Origin of the sequence: Embleya sp. NBC_00888 (assembly GCF_045207655.1) — a bacterium.
Classification (GTDB): domain Bacteria; phylum Actinomycetota; class Actinomycetes; order Streptomycetales; family Streptomycetaceae; genus Embleya.
This window is the reverse complement of the sequence record NZ_CP108784.1, coordinates 5,315,125-5,332,616: the sequence shown is the minus strand read 5'-3', so window position 1 is coordinate 5,332,616 and position 17,492 is coordinate 5,315,125. Positions and strand designations below refer to the sequence as shown.

Here is a 17,492-nt window from a genome sequence, read left to right as displayed (position 1 = left end):
GGGTCCCGGGCCGGCTGGTCGCACCGGCCCGGGAACCCTCGTCACTTCTTCGCCGCGCCGATCGGCTCCAGCAGGATCGCGTCCACCAGATCTCGCGCCCAGGCCAGCAGCGCGACGTCGCGCAGTGGTTGACCGCCGATCCGCGCGGTCATCGGCTTGGGCACCAGGATCTGGTGGGTGGCCGTCTTGACCAGGGTCTTCGGGTAGAGCCGCTGGAGTCGCAACTGCTGCGACTCGCGCAGATCGACCGGCCCGAACCGGACGAAGTTGCCCTGGAGGGTGACATCGGCGACGCCCGCGCCGCGCACGTGCGCGCGGAACCGGGCCACCTCCAACAGGTTCTCCACCGGCTGCGGCAACGGCCCGTAGCGGTCCACCAGTTCGGCCCGCACCGCGTCGATGTCCGCCTCGCAGGTGATCGCCGCGATCCGCCGATACGCCTCCAGCCGCAGTCGCTCGCCGGGCACGTAGTCGTGCGGGACGTGCGCGTCGATGGGCAGCTCGACCCGGATCTCCGGGGTCTCCTCCACGCCCTCGCCGCCCGCCGCGAGCTCCTTGTACTGGTTGACCGCCTCGCCCACCATGCGCACGTACAGGTCGAAGCCCACGCCCGCGATGTGCCCGGACTGCTCGCCGCCGAGCAGGTTGCCCGCGCCGCGGATCTCCAGGTCCTTCATCGCCACGAACATGCCCGCGCCCATCTCGGTGTGCTGGGCGATGGTGGCGAGCCGCTCGTGCGCGGTCTCGGTCAGCGGCTTCTCCGGCGGGTACAGGAAGTACGCGTACGCGCGTTCGCGGCCACGGCCGACCCGGCCGCGGAGCTGGTGGAGCTGGGACAGGCCGAAGTTGTCGGCCCGCTCCACGATCAGCGTGTTCGCGTTGGAGATGTCGATGCCGGACTCGACGATCGTGGTGCACACCAGGACGTCGAACTCCTTCTCCCAGAAGTCGACGACCACCTGTTCGAGCGCGTTCTCGTGCATCTGGCCGTGCGCGATGGCCACCCGGGCCTCGGGCACCATCTCGCGGATCTTCGCGGCCGTGCGATCGATCGACTCGACCCGGTTGTGGATGTAGAAGACCTGACCCTCGCGCAGCAGCTCGCGCCGGATCGCGGCGCCGATCTGCTTCTCCTCGTACGGACCGACGAAGGTGAGCACCGGGTGCCGCTCCTCGGGCGGCGTGGTGATCGTGGACATCTCGCGGATGCCGGTGACCGCCATCTCCAGGGTGCGCGGGATCGGCGTCGCGGACATGGTCAGCACGTCCACGTTCGCGCGCAGCTTCTTCAACTGCTCCTTGTGCTCCACGCCGAAGCGCTGCTCCTCGTCGACGATCACCAGGCCCAGGTCCTTGAACTTCGTCTCGGACGAGAACAGCCGGTGGGTGCCGATCACGATGTCGATCGAGCCCTCGCGCAGGCCCTCCAGCGCGGCCTTGGCCTCGGTCTCGGTCTGGAACCGCGACAACGACCTGACCACGACCGGGAACTGCGCGTAGCGCTCGGAGAAGGTGGAGAAGTGCTGCTGGACGAGCAGCGTGGTCGGCACGAGCACGGCCACCTGCTTGCCGTCCTGGACCGCCTTGAACGCCGCGCGCACGGCGATCTCGGTCTTGCCGTAGCCGACGTCGCCGCAGATCAGCCGGTCCATCGGGATCGGCTTCTCCATGTCGCCCTTGACCTCCTCGATCGAGGAGAGCTGGTCGGGCGTCTCGACGTAGGGGAAGGCGTCCTCCAGCTCGCGCTGCCACGGGGTGTCCGGGCCGAACGCGTGTCCGGGCGCGGCCATCCGGGCCGAGTAGAGCTTGATCAGGTCGCCCGCGATCTCCTTGATCGCCTTCTTCGCCTTGGCCTTGGTCTTGGCCCAGTCGGCGCCGCCGAGCCGGTGCAGCGACGGGCTCTCGCCGCCGACGTACTTGGTCACCTGCTCGAGCTGGTCGGTGGGCACGAACAGTCGGTCGCCGGGTTGGCCGCGCTTGGCCGGCGCGTACTCCAGGACCAGGTACTCGCGCTGCGCGCCCTGCACGGTGCGCTGGACCATCTCGACGTAGCGCCCCACGCCGTGCGACTCGTGCACCACGAAGTCGCCCGCCCGCAGTTGCAGCGGGTCGACCATGTTGCGCCGTCGGCTGGGCAGCCGGCGCATGTCCTTGGTGGAGGTGCGCTGGCCGGAGACGTCCTCCTCGGTGAGCACCAGCGTACGCAGCGGCTCGGAACTGAAGCCGTGGCCGATGCAGCCCGTGGTCACGTGCACGATGCCGGTGTCGGGTACCTGGGCCAGGTCGCCGTCCAGGCGGGCGGCCACGCCCTCGCCGGACAACGTCTCGACGAAGCGCGCGGCCGGGCCGTGGCCCTCGGTGACCAGCACCACGCGCCAGTCCTCGGCGAGCCGGCCCTTGATCTCGGCCAGCACCCGCTGCGCGTCGCCCCGATAGGCCTCGACCTCGACCGCGCCGATCTCGGTGCCCGCGTCGTCGGCGTCCGCGCTGAACGGGCTCAGCGACCACCACGGCACGCCGATCTCTCGGGCGTGCTCGCGCACGTCCGCCAGGCTCCACAGCGACGCCGCGCCCAGATCGATCGGGCTCTCCCCGCCGCCCGCCGCGGCGGCCCAGGAGGCGTCCAGGAACTCGCGACTGGTGGCCACCAGGTCCGCCGAACGGGTGCGCACCCGCTCCGGGTCGCAGACCAGCACATGGCTCCCGGCCGGCAGCACGTCCAGGAGCAGCTCCATGTCGTCCACCAGGGCGGGCGCGAGCGACTCCATGCCCTCGACCGCGATGCCCTCGGCGATCCGTCCGAGCATCTCGACCAGACCCGGGTGCTCCTCGAGCAGCTCGCGGGCCCGCTCGCGCACCTCGTCGGTGAGCAGCAGCTCGCGACACGGCGGTGCCCACAGACCGTGTTCGGCGGTCTCCAGGGAGCGCTGGTCGGCGACCTTGAACCAGCGGATCTCCTCCACCTGGTCGCCCCAGAACTCGACCCGGAGCGGGTGCTCCTCGGTCGGCGGGAAGACGTCCAGGATGCCGCCGCGCACCGCGAACTCGCCGCGCTTCTCCACCAGGTCGACCCGGGAGTAGGCGGCGGCCGCGAGCTGCTCGACGACGGTGTCCAGGGCGATGTCCTGCCCGGCCGTCAGGGCCACCGGTTCCAGCTCGCCCAGCCCCTTGACCTGGGGCTGGAGCACGCTGCGAATCGGCGCGACGACGACCTTGAGGGTTCCGGTGCCGGAGTCGGCGAGGCCGCCCGAGGTCGGGTGCGCGAGTCTGCGCAGCACCGCGAGTCGGCGCCCGACGGTGTCCGAGCGCGGGGAGAGCCGCTCGTGCGGCAGTGTCTCCCACGAGGGGTATTCCACGACGGAGTCCTCGGGCAGCAGCGACCCGAGGGCCGCCACCAGGTCCTCGCACTCGCGGGTGGTGGCGGTGACCGCGAGCACGGGCCGATCCGCGCGGGCCGCGATGGCGGCCACCACGAACGGGCGCAGTGCCGGTGGTCCGACGAGGTCGAGGGCGGTACCGCGGCCCTCGGACGCGGCCCGCACCGCCTCGGCGACGGCGGGGTCCTGGACGACGATGTCTAGCAGACCGGTCAGACTCATGGGCCGGTTGGATCCTCCGCAACGCGAACGGCCCCGACCTTGGAAAAGGACCGGGGTTCCCCGACAACCCTACGCCCGAAGGGGTCCGTGTGGCCCGCGATGACAATGCGTGACTGTGACCAGCACCGCCTACCCCACCCTCTTGGCAATGCGACTGTTAGGGGGTCCAATGGCCTGCGAACAGGAATCTGACGGGTCGTCGGATTTTCGACGGCGCGTCGGGAGTCCGGGGCAGCGGCTGGACCAGGGGAGACGACGGACACGATGAGCAGCGCGCAGCAGAAGCTCTACATCGGCGGCGAATGGGTCGAGCCGGAGCGGGGTCACTACGAAGTGATCAACCCGGCGACCGAGGAGGTCGTGGGCCTGGCGCCCGAGGCGTCGGTGGAGCAGGCGAACGCGGCCGCGGCGGCGGCGGCCGAGGCGTTCGACACCTGGTCGAGGACCACCCCCGAGGAGCGCGCCGGCATCCTGGACCGGGCCGCGGACCTGTTCCTGAAGATGGGCGCCGAAGTGGTCCCGCTCGCCTCCGCCGAGACCGGCGCCACGCTCGCGGTCGCGGGCATGATGCAGTTGGGCACCACGTACTCGCGCTTCAAGCGCTACGCCAAGGGCGCGCTGGAGCCGACCGAGTTCGCGCTCAACCCGCAGCCGACCCCGGAGACCGCGCTGAGCCGCGCGGGCATCTTCGGCGCGCAGGAGATCCGCCAGCCGGTCGGTGTGGTCACCTGCATCACGTCGTACAACAACCCGCTCGCGAACACCGCGGGCAAGGTCGCGCCGGCGCTGGCGATGGGCAACACGGTCGTGGTCAAGCCCGCGCCGCAGGACCCGCTGGCGGTGTACCGGATGGCCGAGGCGCTGGCCGAGGCCGGGCTGCCCGCCGGCGTGCTGAACATCATCACCGGCTCGGGAGTGGACGTCTCCGAGGCGGTGGTGGCCTCGCCGCACGTGGACATGATCAGCTTCACCGGTTCGACGCTGATCGGCTCGCGGATCGCCGAGGTCGCCGGTCGCACGTTCAAGCGTCAACTCATGGAGCTCGGCGGCAAGGGCGCGTGCGTCGTGCTCGACGACGCGGACCTGGACGCGGCCGTGCACGGCATCGGCACCGTGTGGAGCTTCTACGCGGGCCAGATCTGCACCGCGCCGACCCGGGTGATCGCCCAGCGCGGCATCTACGACCGGCTGGTGGAACGGCTCGCGGAGCACGCGCGCGGTCTGAAGGTGGGCAGCCCGCTGGACCCGGCGACCCAGGTCACCCCGGTCATCTCGGCGGTGCAGCGCGGCCGGGTGGAGGCGTTGATCGCCAAGGGCCGCGAGGAGGGCGCCCGCCTGGTGGTCGGCGGCGAGCGACCGGACTTCGAGAAGGGCTTCTACGTCGCGCCCACGCTGTTCGCGGACGCGACCAACGACATGACCATCGCGCGTGAGGAGTTCTTCGGCCCGGTGGTCACGGTGATCCCGTTCGACGGGGACGAGGAGGAGGCGATCCGGATCGCCAACGACTCGGACTACGGTCTGCTCTCCTACGTGTTCTCCGGCGACAGCACGCGCGCCTATCGGATCGCCCGCCGGCTGCGCTCGGGCGGTGTCGGTGTGAACACCGTCGGGCGCAACATGGAGGCCGCCTTCGGCGGCTTCAAGCAGTCCGGTGTCGGCCGCGACGGCGGCTCGTACGGACTGGCCGCCTACAGCGAGATCCAGAGCATCGTCTGGCCAAGCGCCTGACCGCTCGCGATGACCGCGAACGGCCCCGGGATCCTTCCCCGGGGCCGTTCGCATGTTCGCGTCCGGGCCGTCCCGGGTTCGCCGGTTTCCCGCGTGGGGGTCGGGTTATGGCCATAGCCTGAGCTCGGCCCGGGGCGCTCGGTCGCGGGCTCGTCAGGGGGGATCGCGCACGATGTCACCACCGCAACGTCTGGTCCGGGCCTGGTCGGTGCGCGCGGGAGCCGCGCGCACGCAGGTGGAAGCCGGGGCGCGGGCGCGGCGATGGTCGTGGTTCCGCGAGGCGTTCCCGGACATCGAGCGGTTGCGGGTGGTGGACCTGGGCGGCTCGGCCGAGTTCTGGTGGCACGCCCCGGTCCGGCCGGCGCACGTGCGCGTGGTCGACGCCGCGGACAAGTCCGCCGAACTGGCCTCGTGGTTGGTCCGCGAGGCGGCCGATCCGCTGGAGTGGTCCGGGAGTTGCGACCTGGTGGTGTGCGACGGGCTGCTGGATCGGTTGGCCGTGCCGACCGCGCGGGCCCGACTGGCCGACGTCGTGCACGCGAGCGCGGAGCGCTATTGGCTGCGCGCCGCCGCCCGCGAGCACCCGCTCGATCCGCAGACCTCGCTGCCGGCGCTGCATCTGATGCCCGGCCGGGTGCGCTCGCGGGTCGTCGGTGCGCCGCCCGCGGTGTTCCCGGCCCGGCGCGGCGAGTTGCTCTCGCGCTTTCCCGGAGCGGTGGTGCGCGGCGAACGCGTGGCCGGGCTCGTGTCGTCCTGGGTGGTGGCCAAGCCGCGTGCCGATCACGTGCCGGGCCGCACCTGACGTTGCGTCACCAGCCGCTCGGGGGTGGGCGGTTGCGCGAGGAGGGGGATTCTCGGATGCGTGTTGTCATCGCCGGTCAGGGGTACGTGGGGCTGCCGCTGGCGGTTCGGGCCGCACAGGTGGGCCACGAGGTGGTCGGCTACGACGTCGACGAGGGGCGGGTCAAGCGACTGGCGGCGGGCGAGTCGTACGTCGAGGACATCCCGTCCGCGCACGTGCGGGCGATCCTGGACGCGGGCAGCTATCGGGCCACCGCCGAGCCGCGGGATCTGGGCGGCTACGACATCGCGGTGATCACCGTGCCCACGCCGCTGCGCGAGGGCGTCCCGGACCTGAGCTACATCGAGGAGTGCGCGCGCACGCTGGCCCGCTACCTGCGTCCCGGCGCCTGCGTGGTGCTCGAGTCGACCACCTACCCGGGCACCACCGAGGAGTTGGTCGGCCCGATCCTGGAGGAGGGCTCCGGCCTGACCGCCGGCCGGGACTTCCACCTGGGCTACAGCCCGGAGCGGATCGACCCGGGCAACCCGACCTGGAACCTGGTGAACACCCCGAAGGTGGTCTCCGGGGTGGACGCCGCCTCGCTCGCGGTCGTGGAGGACTTCTACGGGTCGCTGATCGACCGTGTCGTGCCGGTCTCCTCGCCCAAGGAGGCCGAATTGGTCAAGCTGATCGAGAACACCTTCCGGCACGTGAACATCGCGCTGGTGAACGAGGTCGCGATGTTCGCCCACGATCTGGGCATCGACGTGTGGGAGGCGATCGACGCCTGCTCGACCAAGCCGTTCGGGTTCCTGCGCTTCACCCCTGGGCCGGGCGTCGGCGGGCACTGCCTGCCGATCGACCCGTCGTACCTGTCCTGGCGGGTGCAGCGCGCGCTCGGTCGGAGCTTTCGCTTCGTGGAGTTGGCCAACGACGTCAACAACCACATGCCGGACTACGTGATCCGCCGGCTCACCGCCGCGTTCAACACCCGGCGCCGGTCGGTCAACGGCTCGCGGGTGCTGCTGGTGGGACTCGCGTACAAGAAGAACACCGGCGACGCCCGGGAGTCGCCGTCCGCGCACGTGGCCCGGCTGTTGCTGAGCCTGGGCGCGGAGGTCACCGCCGCCGACCCGCACGTGGACCTCGCCCAGGTCGTGGACGCCCGGTTGCGGCGGGTGGAGTTGACCGCGGAGACGGTGGCCGCCGCGGACGCGGTCGTCCTGCTCGTCGATCACGACGACGTCGACCTGGATCTGTTGCGCGCCGCCGACTATGTGCTCGACTGTCGTCGGGTGCTCGGCGCGGGGCCCAACATCGAGGTGCTGTAGGGCCGTTCCGGCCGGCGCGCGGTGGTCGTGGATGTCGACCACCGTGCGCCGGCCCGGCCTGTTCCCGCTCGTGCCGTCATCCGCGTCCGGCGGGTGACGCCTGCCGATTACCTGTACTCGACGATCTTCGTCTTGTGCCCGGTGGCCTTGGTGTGCGCCTTGGCCGCCACCTGTGCCGCGTCCTTCGACCGGTACCGCTGACGGGCGCCGTCGGACTTCGACGAACAACCGTTCTCCAGGCAGACCCATCCCCAGGTGCTCATGGACAACCTCCCAGACATCACAGGCGCCACTCCCGCCCCGACCGGGGGACGCGAATGACTTGGACGGCCACACCGCAGCACTTGTGACCGCCGCGCGACCGACACTCGACACGCCATGACACGCTCGTGACGAAACCAGGACGTTCCGGAGAAGAACGTTCTCCTTTCGAATGCCTAACGCGTCGTTACCGACATACAAAGGATGCAATACCGCGATCCATGATCTCTTATTACAAATAGGTCGAACGAGTGACGCGGGCTCGCTCGCAAGGGTGACGGCACACAAGACGAGCCGGTCGGCTGCCGATAGGCGCGAGACGTTATGTCAACCCACGCGGCCCGAACGCGTGTCGAGAACGATCGGCGGCGGCCGTCACCGGCTCGGAACATCCGGACCGGTCGGCTCGACCCGCAGTGGCACCGTGCCGCCCGACACGCACTCCCCCGTGTCCAGGCGCCACTTCCAGTGGTGCCGCGGGCACTCCAGCACGCCGGCCTCGATGTCCGCGTGCGACAGGTCCTCGCCGGCGTGCGGGCAGAAGCGCTGCATCCGCACCCCGCACCGCACGATCGACTCGCCGTGCGCGGCCGATTCGCGCTCGCGGACCATCTGCATGGTCTGCGCCGGGTGCTCGCCGTAGCGCAGCAGGCTCATCAGGGTCAGGTCGAACACGTCCGGGTCGCGGGCCAGACCCAGTCGCATCGACAGCAGCGCCTCCTCCCAGCCGACCGCGCCGTCCACGATCGCGCGCAGCGCCCGCTGCGGAACCTCGATCGTGTAGGCGGGATCCACCGGTTCCTCCTCGAACACGATGTCGCCCGCGATCCGGCCCAGCCGCACCGACCACGAACCGCCGTCCGAGGTCAGCCGCACGTCCTTGCGCCAGTCGCCCAGGAAGCGCTTGTTCCAGCTCTGCAACCGGGCCAGATAGGCGTCCAGTTCGGTCGCCGTGACCGGCTCGAAGGCACCGTCCCCGTACGCCCGCCACTCGGCCTCGCGGCGGTCCCGGTACGCGCTCAGGTACGCGTCGGTGCGCCAGTGGGCCACCGGTCCGGTCGGCGCGCTCAGGTCGTCGCCCGGCGCGGCCTCGACCACCCGCACGCCGGGACAGGCCGCCGCGAAGTCGTCGGCGAACGCGTCCCACAGCGGGAAGATCGTCTCGTCCCGGTCGTTGTACCGGGCCAGTTCGGGATCCAGGAACACCGGCGGACCGGCCGAGGGCAGATACGCGCGCGCCCCGGTCAGCCGGACCTTGCGCACCAGCGTGTCGAACAGGTCCGAGCGCACCTCGGCGGTCTTCTTGCGCTGGGTCTCCTCCGGATACGCGTACGCGTTCGGGTACCACATCGCACCGGAGTACTGCGCGGACAACAGGTCGATGTCGCCCGGGAGTTCGCCCAGCGGGGTGTTGCAGTCGTTGAGATCCAGGAAGCGGTGGCCGGCCAGATCCACGAGCAGGCCGCTGTCCTCCTTGTGGCTGGTGTCCAGCAGCATGGTCAGGGTCAGCCCGGGCGCGGGCGTGAACGACTCCCGGTGGCCGAGCACCACCTGCTCGCGAAAGCCCAGCGCGCTCATCCGCTTGACCATCGACTTGGACCGGTACCTGGGCAGCACCACGGTGATGCCGCGGTCGAGCCGGTCCAGCACCCGCTCGTCGAAGTGGTCCTCGTGCAGGTGCGAGAGGTAGAGCAGGTCGTGCCCGCCGGCGAGCACCCCGGGCAGCAACTCGCGGTTGTCCGGGAACGGGAACCACGCGCCGAGAAAGGCCGGATGGAACCACGGGTCGATCAGCAGCGAGACGCCCGCGTGCGCGACCGTGAAGCCCGCGTGGCCGAGATAGCGGATCGCACCGGGCGCGGGCGCACCCGCCGGCCGCTCGTCGGACCCGGGCCTCACAGCCGGCTCAGCGCTCCCGCGAGCACCTCCACGACGCGCTCCTGCTGCGCGACGGTGAGCTGCGGGTACAGCGGCAACGTCAGGATCTGCTCGGCGGCCCGCTCGGCGACCGGGAAGTCGCCGCGCGCATAACCCAGTTCGGCGAACGCGGGCTGCAGGTGCACCGGCACCGGGTAGTGCACGCCGGCGCCGACCCCCGCCTCGTTCAGCAGCGCGAGCACCTTGTCCCGCTCGGGCACCCGGACCGCGTACAGGTGCCACACGTGCTCGTTGCCCGGCGCGGTCCGCGGCACCCGCACCCCCTCGATCCCGGCCAGCAGCGCGTCGTAGCGGGCCGCGGCCGCCCGCCGCCGCGTGTTCCACTGCGCCAGCCGGCCCAGCTTGGCCCGCAACACCGCGGCCTGGATGGTGTCCAGGCGCGAGTTGAAGCCCAGGCGCGTGTGCACGTACTTGCGCGACGAGCCGTGGTCGCGCATCTCGCGCAGCGCGAGCGCGTACGCCTCGCTGTTCGTCACCACCGCGCCGCCGTCGCCGTACGCGCCCAGGTTCTTGCCCGGGTAGAAGCTGGTCGCCGCGATGGCGTCGGGCCCCCACGTGCCGGGCCCGCGGCCGTCCTGGGTCGCGCCCTGGCACTGCGCGGCGTCCTCCACCAGGGCCTGCCCGCGCGCGTCCGCCAGCGCCCGCAGCGCGCCCATCGGGGCCAGTTGCCCGTTCAGGTGCACCGGCAGCAGCGCACGGACCTCGACCGGACCGCCCAGCGCCTCGGCGGCCCGCTGCGGGTCCAGCAGCAGGTACTCGTCGTCCACATCGGCGAACACCGGCCGCGCGCCCGCGCGAACGGCCGCCTCGGCGGTCGCCACGAACGTGTTCGCCGGCATCACCACGCCCGCGCCCGCGCCGACGCCCAGCACCCGCAGCGCCAACTCCACCGCGTCGGTGCCGTTGGCCACCCCCACGCAGTGCGCGACGCCGGAGAACTCGGCGTACTCGGCCTCGAAGCCCGCGACGTCGGGACCGCCCACGAACGCGCACGTGGCCAGCACCCGGGCGATGCCGGCCTCGACCTCGGCGGCCACCTCGGCGTGCGCCGCGGCCAGGTCCACCAACGGAATCCGGTCCAGGTCAGCACTCATCCGCATCTCCCCCTCGTCGTTGCGGCTCGGCGGCGGGAATCGGCGCCGACCGCAGTCGGCGGGCCGGCACCCCCGCCCACACCTCGGCCGGCGGCACGTCCCGCGTCACGACCGAGCCCATCCCCACCAGCGACCGGGCGCCGATCACGCGTTGCTCGCGCACCAGCGCACCGGCCCCCAGGTACGCCTCCCGGCCCACCGTCACCCCACCCGCGAGCCGAACCCCCGAGGCCAGCGTGGCGAACTCGCGCACGTCGTCGTCGTGGGTCAGCACCACCTGCGGCATGGCGTGCGCGTGCGCGCCCACCCGGACCGAGGTGGTCAACACCGTCTGCGCCATCAACACCGCGCCCGGCCCCACCTCGCACGTGCGCGGGACCACCGCGCTCACGTGCACGAGCGTGGCCCAGCGGCTCTCCGGCAGGCCCAGCCGGGCCACCACCCGGGACCGGCTCCACCAATTCGTCGGACTCCCGACGCACACCACCACCAGGGCGTCCGGCCACTTGTGCGCCGCGTCGGCCCCGCCGAGCACCGCGACGCCGTCCACCTCGGTGTCCCACCGGGCCGGATCGTCGTCCAGGAAACCGAGCAACCGCCATCCCGAACTACCGCGCGGCGCGCGGAACTCCGGGATCGCCGCGGCCACCTCGCGGGCGAATCCCCCGGCTCCGACCAGGAGCAGGTCGCGAAAGGACACTAGACCGCCGCCCGGACGCCGGCCGCCGCCCGCACCGCGGCGACCACCCGGTCCTGCTGTGCCTCGGTCAACTCGTGGAACAGCGGCAGGATCAGCGAGTCCCGGGTCAGCCGCTCGGTGGCGAGCAGCGGCACGTGCTCGACGTCCGCGTACGCCGGCTCCAGGTGCGCCGCCATGATCCCCCGACGCGCCGAGATCCCGGCCCGGGCGAGCTCGCCGAGCAGGTCGTCGCGCGACACGGGGAAGTCCTCGGGCAGCAGCACCCAGAACGCCTGATAGTTGGTCAGTCCGTACGCCGGGTCCGCCGCCGTCTCCAGGCCCGCCACGTCGGCGAGCAACTCGCGGTAGCGAGCCGCCAGTTCGCGCCGACGGGCGACCATCGCCGGCAACCGGCCGAGCTGCACCAGGCCGACCGCCGCCTGGATGTCGGTCATCCGGTAGTTGTAGCCCAGTTCGTCGTAGCTCTCCACCACGGGCGCCCCGCCCGCGCGGTCCGCCGCGTCCCGGTCGGCCGCGCTCACACTCATCCCGTGCTCGCGCAACCGACGCAGCCGAGGCGCCGCGCCCTCCCGCGCGAGGGTGAGCATGCCGCCCTCGCCGGTGGTCAGCAGCTTGCGCGGGTGGAACGAGAAGGTCGCGGACATCGCGCCCGCGCCCACCGGGCGGCCCTTGTAGATCGAGCCCGCCGCGCACGCCGCGTCCTCCACCACCACGATGCCCCGGCCGTCCACCAGTGCCCGCACACCGTCGAGATCGGCGGGGATGCCGCCCTGGTCGACCAGGATCACCGCGCGCGTCGCGGCGGTGAGCACCGTCTCGATCGTCTCCGGGGTCAGGTTCCCGGTGCCGAGATCGACATCGGCGAACACCGGTCGCGCGCCGACGTAGCGCACCGCGTTCGCGGTCGCCACGAACGACAACGAGGGCACCACGACCTCGTCGCCCGGCCCCACCCCGGCGTTGATCAACGCCAGGTGCAGCGCGGTGGTGCACGAGGAGACCGCGATCGCCGCGGGCACCTCGACATAGTCCGCGAAGGCCTGCTCGAAGGCGGCCACCCGGGGCCCCTGGGCCACCCACCCCGAGCGCACCGCGTCGGCCGCCGCGGCGGCCTCCTCCTCGCCCATCCAGGGGCGCATCACCGGAATTCGTTCCATGCTCATCGTGCCTGTTCCCCCAGCCCGGTCCGCCCTGCCAACCCATGTCCCAGCCGCGCCCGCCCGCACCCGCTACGCACCGAACCCCCTCGGTGCCCCGGTCGGATCAGACCGCGTCCCGCCACCACGCCACCAGTCGGCGCAGCCCCTCGTCGATGTCCACCTCGGCGGTGAAGCCCAACTCCCGTGCCGCCTTGGTGGTATCGGCCAGCCGTCGGGTCACCCCGCCGCTCGCCCGGGCCGGGCCGTACTCGATCCCCAGCCCGTCCGCGCCCATCACCACCAGCAGCCTCTCCGCCAGCCCGCGCAGCGAAGTCTCGCTCCCGGAGGCGATGTTGAACACCTCGCCGCTCGCATCGGCGCGCGCGGCAAGGAGGTTGGCGCGCGCGATGTCCTCGGTGTACACGAAGTCCATGGTCTGCAAGCCGTCGCCGAAGATCAACGGGGGTTCCCCCTTGCCGATCCGCTCCATCCAGCGGATCAGCACCTCGGTGTACAGACCGTGCACGTCCATCCGCGGACCGTAGACGTTGAAGTAGCGCAGCGCGACGTAGTCCAGGCCGTACATCGCCCGGAAACTGCGCAGCAGGCCCTCGTTGAACAGCTTGGCCGCGCCGTAGAGCGTGTCGTTGTCGTACGGGTGGTGCCGCTCGGTGGTCGGGAACTCCTCGGCGAGGCCGTAGACCGACGCGGAGGAGGAGGTGACCACCTTGCGCACGTCGGCGGCGACCGCCGCCTCCATGACGTCGTAGGTGCCGTCCACCAACACCTCCAGCGCGAGCCGGGGTTCCTCCACGCACTGGGTGATCCGGATCGCGGCGAGGTGGAACACCACGTCGGTGCCCGGCATCAGGCGGGCGAGCAGCGGGCGATCGCGGATGTCGCCCTCGACCAGGTCGACCCGCTCGTCGGCGAGCGCCCGGGCCAGGTTGCCCCGGTGCCCCCGGGTCAGGTTGTCCAGCACGACCACCTTCGCCGCGCCGGCGGCCAACAGGTGGTCCACGATGGTGGATCCGATGGTCCCGGCCCCACCGGTGACCACACAGCGCGAACCGGCTATCTCGACACTCATCGAAGTTCTCCCAGCGCGACGGTGACGCCGCCCAGTTCCAGGCTGCGCGTGGCGGCCTCCAGCAGTTCCAGGACGCGCAGACCCGCGCGGCCGTCGGTGAGCGCGGGCCGGGACGTGCCGATCGCCTCGGCGAACTCGGCCATCACCGCGCGCAGCGCCTCCCGCTCGGGCAGCGCGGGCGAGACCACGTCGCCCACCCGGTAGGAGATCTGCTTCTCCCGCCGGGCCTCCGGGCTGAGCGCGGCGTCCTCGGCGAGATCGATGCCCTTGTCGTGCACCTGAAGGCGGGCGGTTGGATTGGTGTCGTCCCACACCAGGGTGCGCCGCGAGCCGCCGATGATGGTGGTGCGCACCTTGGTCGGCGAGAGCCAGTTCACATGGATGTGCGCGATGGCGCCGGTGTTCAGCCGCACCACCAGGTAGGCCAGACAGGCCCGGCCGGTGCCCAGCGGGTCCGCGCCGTGCGCGGACACCGACACCGGTCGCACGCCGGGCGGCAGGATGAAGTCCAGGATCGACAGGTCGTGCGGCGCCAGATCCCACAGCACGTCCACGTCCGGTTGGACCAGGCCCAGGTTGATCCGCACCGAGTCGATGAAGCGGATGTCGCCCAGTTCGCCGCCGTGGATCAATTCGCGGATGTGCCGGACCACCGGCATGTAACAGAACGTGTGGTCGCACATCAGCGTCAGCCCGTTGCGCTCGGCCAGTTCGACCAGCTTGACCGCGTCCGCGTGATCGGATGTGATCGGCTTCTCGACCAGGACGTGCTTGCCCGCCTCCAGGGCCGCCGCGACCAGGTCGAAGTGGGTCCCGGCGGGCGTCGCGATCGCGACGGCCTGCACACGCGGGTCGGCCAGGACGTCCTGGTACGACGTGCTCACCCGGACCGTGCTGTACTCACCCAGGACCGCACGGGCCCGGGCCTCGTCGAGGTCGCACAACCACTCCACCCGCAGGGCCGGTGTGGCCTGCGCGTTGCGCACCAGATTGGGCCCCCAATAGCCGGCCCCTATGACGGCGAGCCCGATGGCCCGCCCAGACCCGGAATTCGACATGACGGAACGTCAACTCCCCTGCTCCCCCCGGCCGCACGGGCCCAGCCGCCGCACGGCACCCCCACTCGAACGAAGCTAGCGCCCGATTCGCTCCGCCGGGGGTCAACCGGGAAATCCGCGGGTCGGACCGAACTGCGAAGATCCTTGCGGGAGTCCCGGTTGCACGGGTCACCGAGACGTTTGGCACGCTGTTACACGCACAGTCACCGACCACGGCGCCGGCATGATCGAGATCTCGACACAAGCAGCGCCGACCGAAGCAGCACATGAACGAGAAGGGAACGCCACGTGGCCGCGGGTACTCCGACGACGACCCTGGCGAAGGAACGTACGGCGGAAGTGGATCCGGACCTGGAGCCGGCGGATCCCGAGCCGCCCGAGAGCGGCGGCCCGCGAGGGACCCGCGAGAGCATCCTCCCGGCCGTGGCGGCCGCGCTGTTCGTCGGCAAGCGCATCCGCACCCGGGCCGGCGCCAAGGGCGACACCGTGCCGACGGCGCATCCGCTGGTCCGGGACTTCCTGGCGGCGCTCCCGGTCGAGTCGCGCGAGCGCTGGCGGGGCCGCTGCCCCGAGGTCGAGCTGGTGTCCGAGCACCTCTTCGAGGCCGAGGCGGCGCGCACCAAGCGGGCGGCCCGGCGGCCGTTCACCGTGCAGGAGGCGCGGCGCTCGCTCAAGGGGGCGAAGTTGACCCTGCGGCGGATCCGCGAGGACGGCGACCCGCAGCACGACACGTATCAACCGCCGTGTCGGTCGTGCGCGGCGATGCTCGAGCACTTCGGCGTCGCCTCGACGGAAAGCGGCTGACGTGTCGCGCTTCTCCTCCGACGTGGTGCACGAGCTCAAGCGGGCCGGCTGGACCGTGGGCCGGCGCCGGCTGACCCAGGCCGAGGCGTGGGCCCGGCAGATCAGCGACCACGAGTCACCCGACGGGCACCGGCACAGCGTGTTCCCGGCGGCGCTGGTGGCCTGGGCCGAGTTCGGCACGCTGCACTTCGCCATCGGCGGCGCGGGCAAGGACGTGCTGCGCCGGCCGTTCACCATCGACCCCACCCGGGGCCTGCACCTGCCGCGCACGCTCACCGACGTGGGCCGCGCGCTGGGCACCCCGTTGGCCCCGCTCGGCGACGAGGACGGCGGCAGCGGCTATCTGGCGATCGACCCGAGCGGTCGGGTGTTCGGTCTGGACCACACCGGCGAGTGGTTCATCGGCTCGTCGATGGACAGCGCGATCAGCGCGCTGGTGCTGGGCCACGCCCCGGTGCGCATCCGCGACGACGGACGCTGGTAGCCGGCCCGGTACGCCCGAGGGCGGGTCCCCGTGGGAAACCCGCCCTCGTGCACGTCGCGACCCGTCGGGTCAGGTGTTGAATTGATTCTGCGCGCGCTCCAGGCCCTCGCGTACCAGTGCCTCGCACGCGTCGGCGGCGCGGTCCACCTCGAACGCGAGTTCCTTGCGCTCGGTCGCGGAGAAGTCCTTGAGCACGAACGCGGCCACGTCCATCCGCCCGGGCGGACGACCGATGCCGAACCGCACCCGCAGGTAGTCGGGTCCGAGCGACTTGGTGATCGACTTCAGGCCGTTGTGCCCGTTGTCGCCGCCACCGCGCTTGAGCCGCAGCACGCCGAAGTCGACGTCCAACTCGTCGTGGACCGCGATGATGTTCGCGACCGGGATCTTGTAGAAGTCGCGCAGCGCGGTCACCGGACCGCCGGACAGGTTCATGAACGACATCGGCTTGGCCAGCACCACCCGGTGCGGACCGATCCGGGTCTCCACCACCTGCGCGCGCGACTTGTGCGCCTTGAACTTCGATCGATCCCGCTCGGCGAGCAGATCGACGACCATGAACCCGACGTTGTGGCGATTCCCGGTGTACTCGGGCCCGGGATTGCCGAGGCCCACGACCAACCACGGACTGTTCTCCGTGCCGGCGTGGGCCTGCGACTCACTCATGATGTTGTTGTCCCCGCGTTCGTCCTACGACAACGGACCGGATCAGGCCTCGTCGGCCGCCGCGGTCTCCTCGGCGGTCGGCTCCGGCGCCGACGGGGTGAGGATGTGCAGGATGACGGCCTCGGGGTCGCCCGCGAGCGCGGTGCCCTTGGGCAGCTTGATGTCCTTGGCGTGCACCGAGGCGCCCGGCTGAAGGCCGGTCACGTCGATCTCGATGGTGCCGGGGAGGGCGGTGGCGTCGGCCTCGACGGGGAGCGCCGGAACGACGGTCTCGAGCAGGCCGCCCGGGGCGATCTCGCCGACGGTGCTGACCGGAACCTCGACGGTGACCGTCTCGCCCTTTTGGACGATCAGCAGGTCGACGTGCTCGAGGTGCCGCTTGATCGGGTGACGCTGGACGTCCTTGGGCAGGGCGAGCTGCGCCTTGCCGTCGATGTCCAGCGAGAACAGGACGTTGGGGGTCTTGAGCGCGAGCATGAGCTCGTGGCCCGGAAGCGCAAGGTGGAGCGGAGCGGAGCCGTGACCGTAGAGGACGGCCGGCACCTTACCCGCGCGACGGGCGCGACGGGCGGCACCCTTGCCGAACTCGGAACGCGGCTCGGCGACGATACGGACCTCGGACACGACGGGTACTCCTCGAACGACGCGGTGGCGGATGGCGGGGCGGGGTCCCCATGGTGCGGATCGACTGCGGACGGTGATGGCCGGAGTCGGTTCGTAGGTGCCCGAGTGGCACCGGGTCCCCTGCAAAAGCCTTGGAGGAGTACACGACACACAACTACCGCGTCGATCACGGAGCAAGTAGCGCGCATC

General features: G+C 71.5%; 15 protein-coding genes. 5 read left to right on the top strand and 10 right to left on the bottom strand.

From position 1 onward, the window contains the following. Positions 1-41 precede the first annotated feature (41 nt). Positions 42-3,599 (bottom strand): transcription-repair coupling factor, encoded by a 3,558-nt coding sequence (mfd, locus tag OG948_RS22845; RefSeq protein ID WP_406298278.1) that lies wholly within the window; start codon positions 3,597-3,599, stop codon positions 42-44. A gap of 264 nt (positions 3,600-3,863) precedes the next feature. Between mfd and OG948_RS22840 the strand changes: the two genes are divergently transcribed. The 3 genes from OG948_RS22840 to OG948_RS22830 all read left to right on the top strand — a co-directional run bounded on the left by OG948_RS22840 (position 3,864) and on the right by OG948_RS22830 (position 7,445). After that, positions 3,864-5,330, top strand: a complete 1,467-nt coding sequence (locus OG948_RS22840) for an aldehyde dehydrogenase family protein (RefSeq protein ID WP_406298277.1) — start codon at positions 3,864-3,866, stop codon at positions 5,328-5,330. Positions 5,331-5,502: 172 nt separating this feature from the next. Continuing rightward, positions 5,503-6,132 (top strand): hypothetical protein, encoded by a 630-nt coding sequence (locus tag OG948_RS22835; protein WP_406298276.1) that lies wholly within the window; start codon positions 5,503-5,505, stop codon positions 6,130-6,132. A gap of 56 nt (positions 6,133-6,188) precedes the next feature. Then, positions 6,189-7,445, top strand: coding sequence for a nucleotide sugar dehydrogenase (locus OG948_RS22830; RefSeq protein ID WP_406298275.1), 1,257 nt, complete (start codon positions 6,189-6,191; stop codon positions 7,443-7,445). Positions 7,446-7,552: 107 nt separating this feature from the next. Here OG948_RS22830 and OG948_RS22825 read toward each other — a convergent pair whose 3' ends face one another. From OG948_RS22825 to OG948_RS22795, 7 genes are all read right to left on the bottom strand, one after another. Then, complete coding sequence (locus OG948_RS22825; protein WP_406298274.1) at positions 7,553-7,708, bottom strand: hypothetical protein; 156 nt, start codon at positions 7,706-7,708, stop codon at positions 7,553-7,555. 373 nt (positions 7,709-8,081) lie between these two features. Continuing rightward, positions 8,082-9,605, bottom strand: a complete 1,524-nt coding sequence (locus OG948_RS22820; RefSeq protein ID WP_406298273.1) for a Rieske 2Fe-2S domain-containing protein — start codon at positions 9,603-9,605, stop codon at positions 8,082-8,084. Then, a complete protein-coding gene (locus tag OG948_RS22815; RefSeq protein WP_406298272.1) occupies positions 9,602-10,738 on the bottom strand; it encodes a DegT/DnrJ/EryC1/StrS family aminotransferase in 1,137 nt (378 codons plus the stop codon). The genes OG948_RS22820 and OG948_RS22815 overlap by 4 nt, the downstream gene beginning before the upstream one ends. After that, the gene (locus OG948_RS22810; protein ID WP_406298271.1) at positions 10,728-11,438 is read right to left on the bottom strand and encodes an acetyltransferase; all 711 of its coding nucleotides are present in this window, start codon (positions 11,436-11,438) and stop codon (positions 10,728-10,730) included. Before OG948_RS22810 ends, OG948_RS22815 begins: the two co-directional genes overlap by 11 nt. Beyond that, on the bottom strand, positions 11,438-12,601 hold the full coding sequence (locus OG948_RS22805; RefSeq protein ID WP_406298270.1) for a DegT/DnrJ/EryC1/StrS family aminotransferase: 1,164 nt from the start codon (positions 12,599-12,601) through the stop codon (positions 11,438-11,440). Before OG948_RS22805 ends, OG948_RS22810 begins: the two co-directional genes overlap by 1 nt. A 100-nt stretch (positions 12,602-12,701) precedes the next feature. Further along, positions 12,702-13,667, bottom strand: coding sequence for an NAD-dependent epimerase/dehydratase family protein (locus tag OG948_RS22800; protein ID WP_406298269.1), 966 nt, complete (start codon positions 13,665-13,667; stop codon positions 12,702-12,704). Next, the gene (locus tag OG948_RS22795) at positions 13,664-14,725 is read right to left on the bottom strand and encodes a Gfo/Idh/MocA family protein (RefSeq protein ID WP_406298268.1); all 1,062 of its coding nucleotides are present in this window, start codon (positions 14,723-14,725) and stop codon (positions 13,664-13,666) included. Before OG948_RS22795 ends, OG948_RS22800 begins: the two co-directional genes overlap by 4 nt. Positions 14,726-15,013: 288 nt before the next feature. Here OG948_RS22795 and OG948_RS22790 point away from each other — a divergent pair, with 288 nt between their 5' ends. Together OG948_RS22790 and OG948_RS22785 are read left to right on the top strand one after the other, a co-directional pair. Then, positions 15,014-15,529, top strand: coding sequence for a YwqJ-related putative deaminase (locus OG948_RS22790; protein ID WP_406298267.1), 516 nt, complete (start codon positions 15,014-15,016; stop codon positions 15,527-15,529). Position 15,530: 1 nt separating this feature from the next. Continuing rightward, the gene (locus OG948_RS22785; RefSeq protein WP_406298266.1) at positions 15,531-16,013 is read left to right on the top strand and encodes an SUKH-3 domain-containing protein; all 483 of its coding nucleotides are present in this window, start codon (positions 15,531-15,533) and stop codon (positions 16,011-16,013) included. A 69-nt stretch (positions 16,014-16,082) separates the two neighbouring features. Here OG948_RS22785 and pth read toward each other — a convergent pair whose 3' ends face one another. After that, complete coding sequence (gene pth / locus OG948_RS22780) at positions 16,083-16,679, bottom strand: aminoacyl-tRNA hydrolase (RefSeq protein WP_360307941.1); 597 nt, start codon at positions 16,677-16,679, stop codon at positions 16,083-16,085. 42 nt (positions 16,680-16,721) lie between these two features. Beyond that, entirely contained in the window at positions 16,722-17,303 is a 582-nt protein-coding gene (locus tag OG948_RS22775; RefSeq protein ID WP_395869911.1) for a 50S ribosomal protein L25/general stress protein Ctc, read from the bottom strand. Positions 17,304-17,492: the final 189 nt, after the last annotated feature.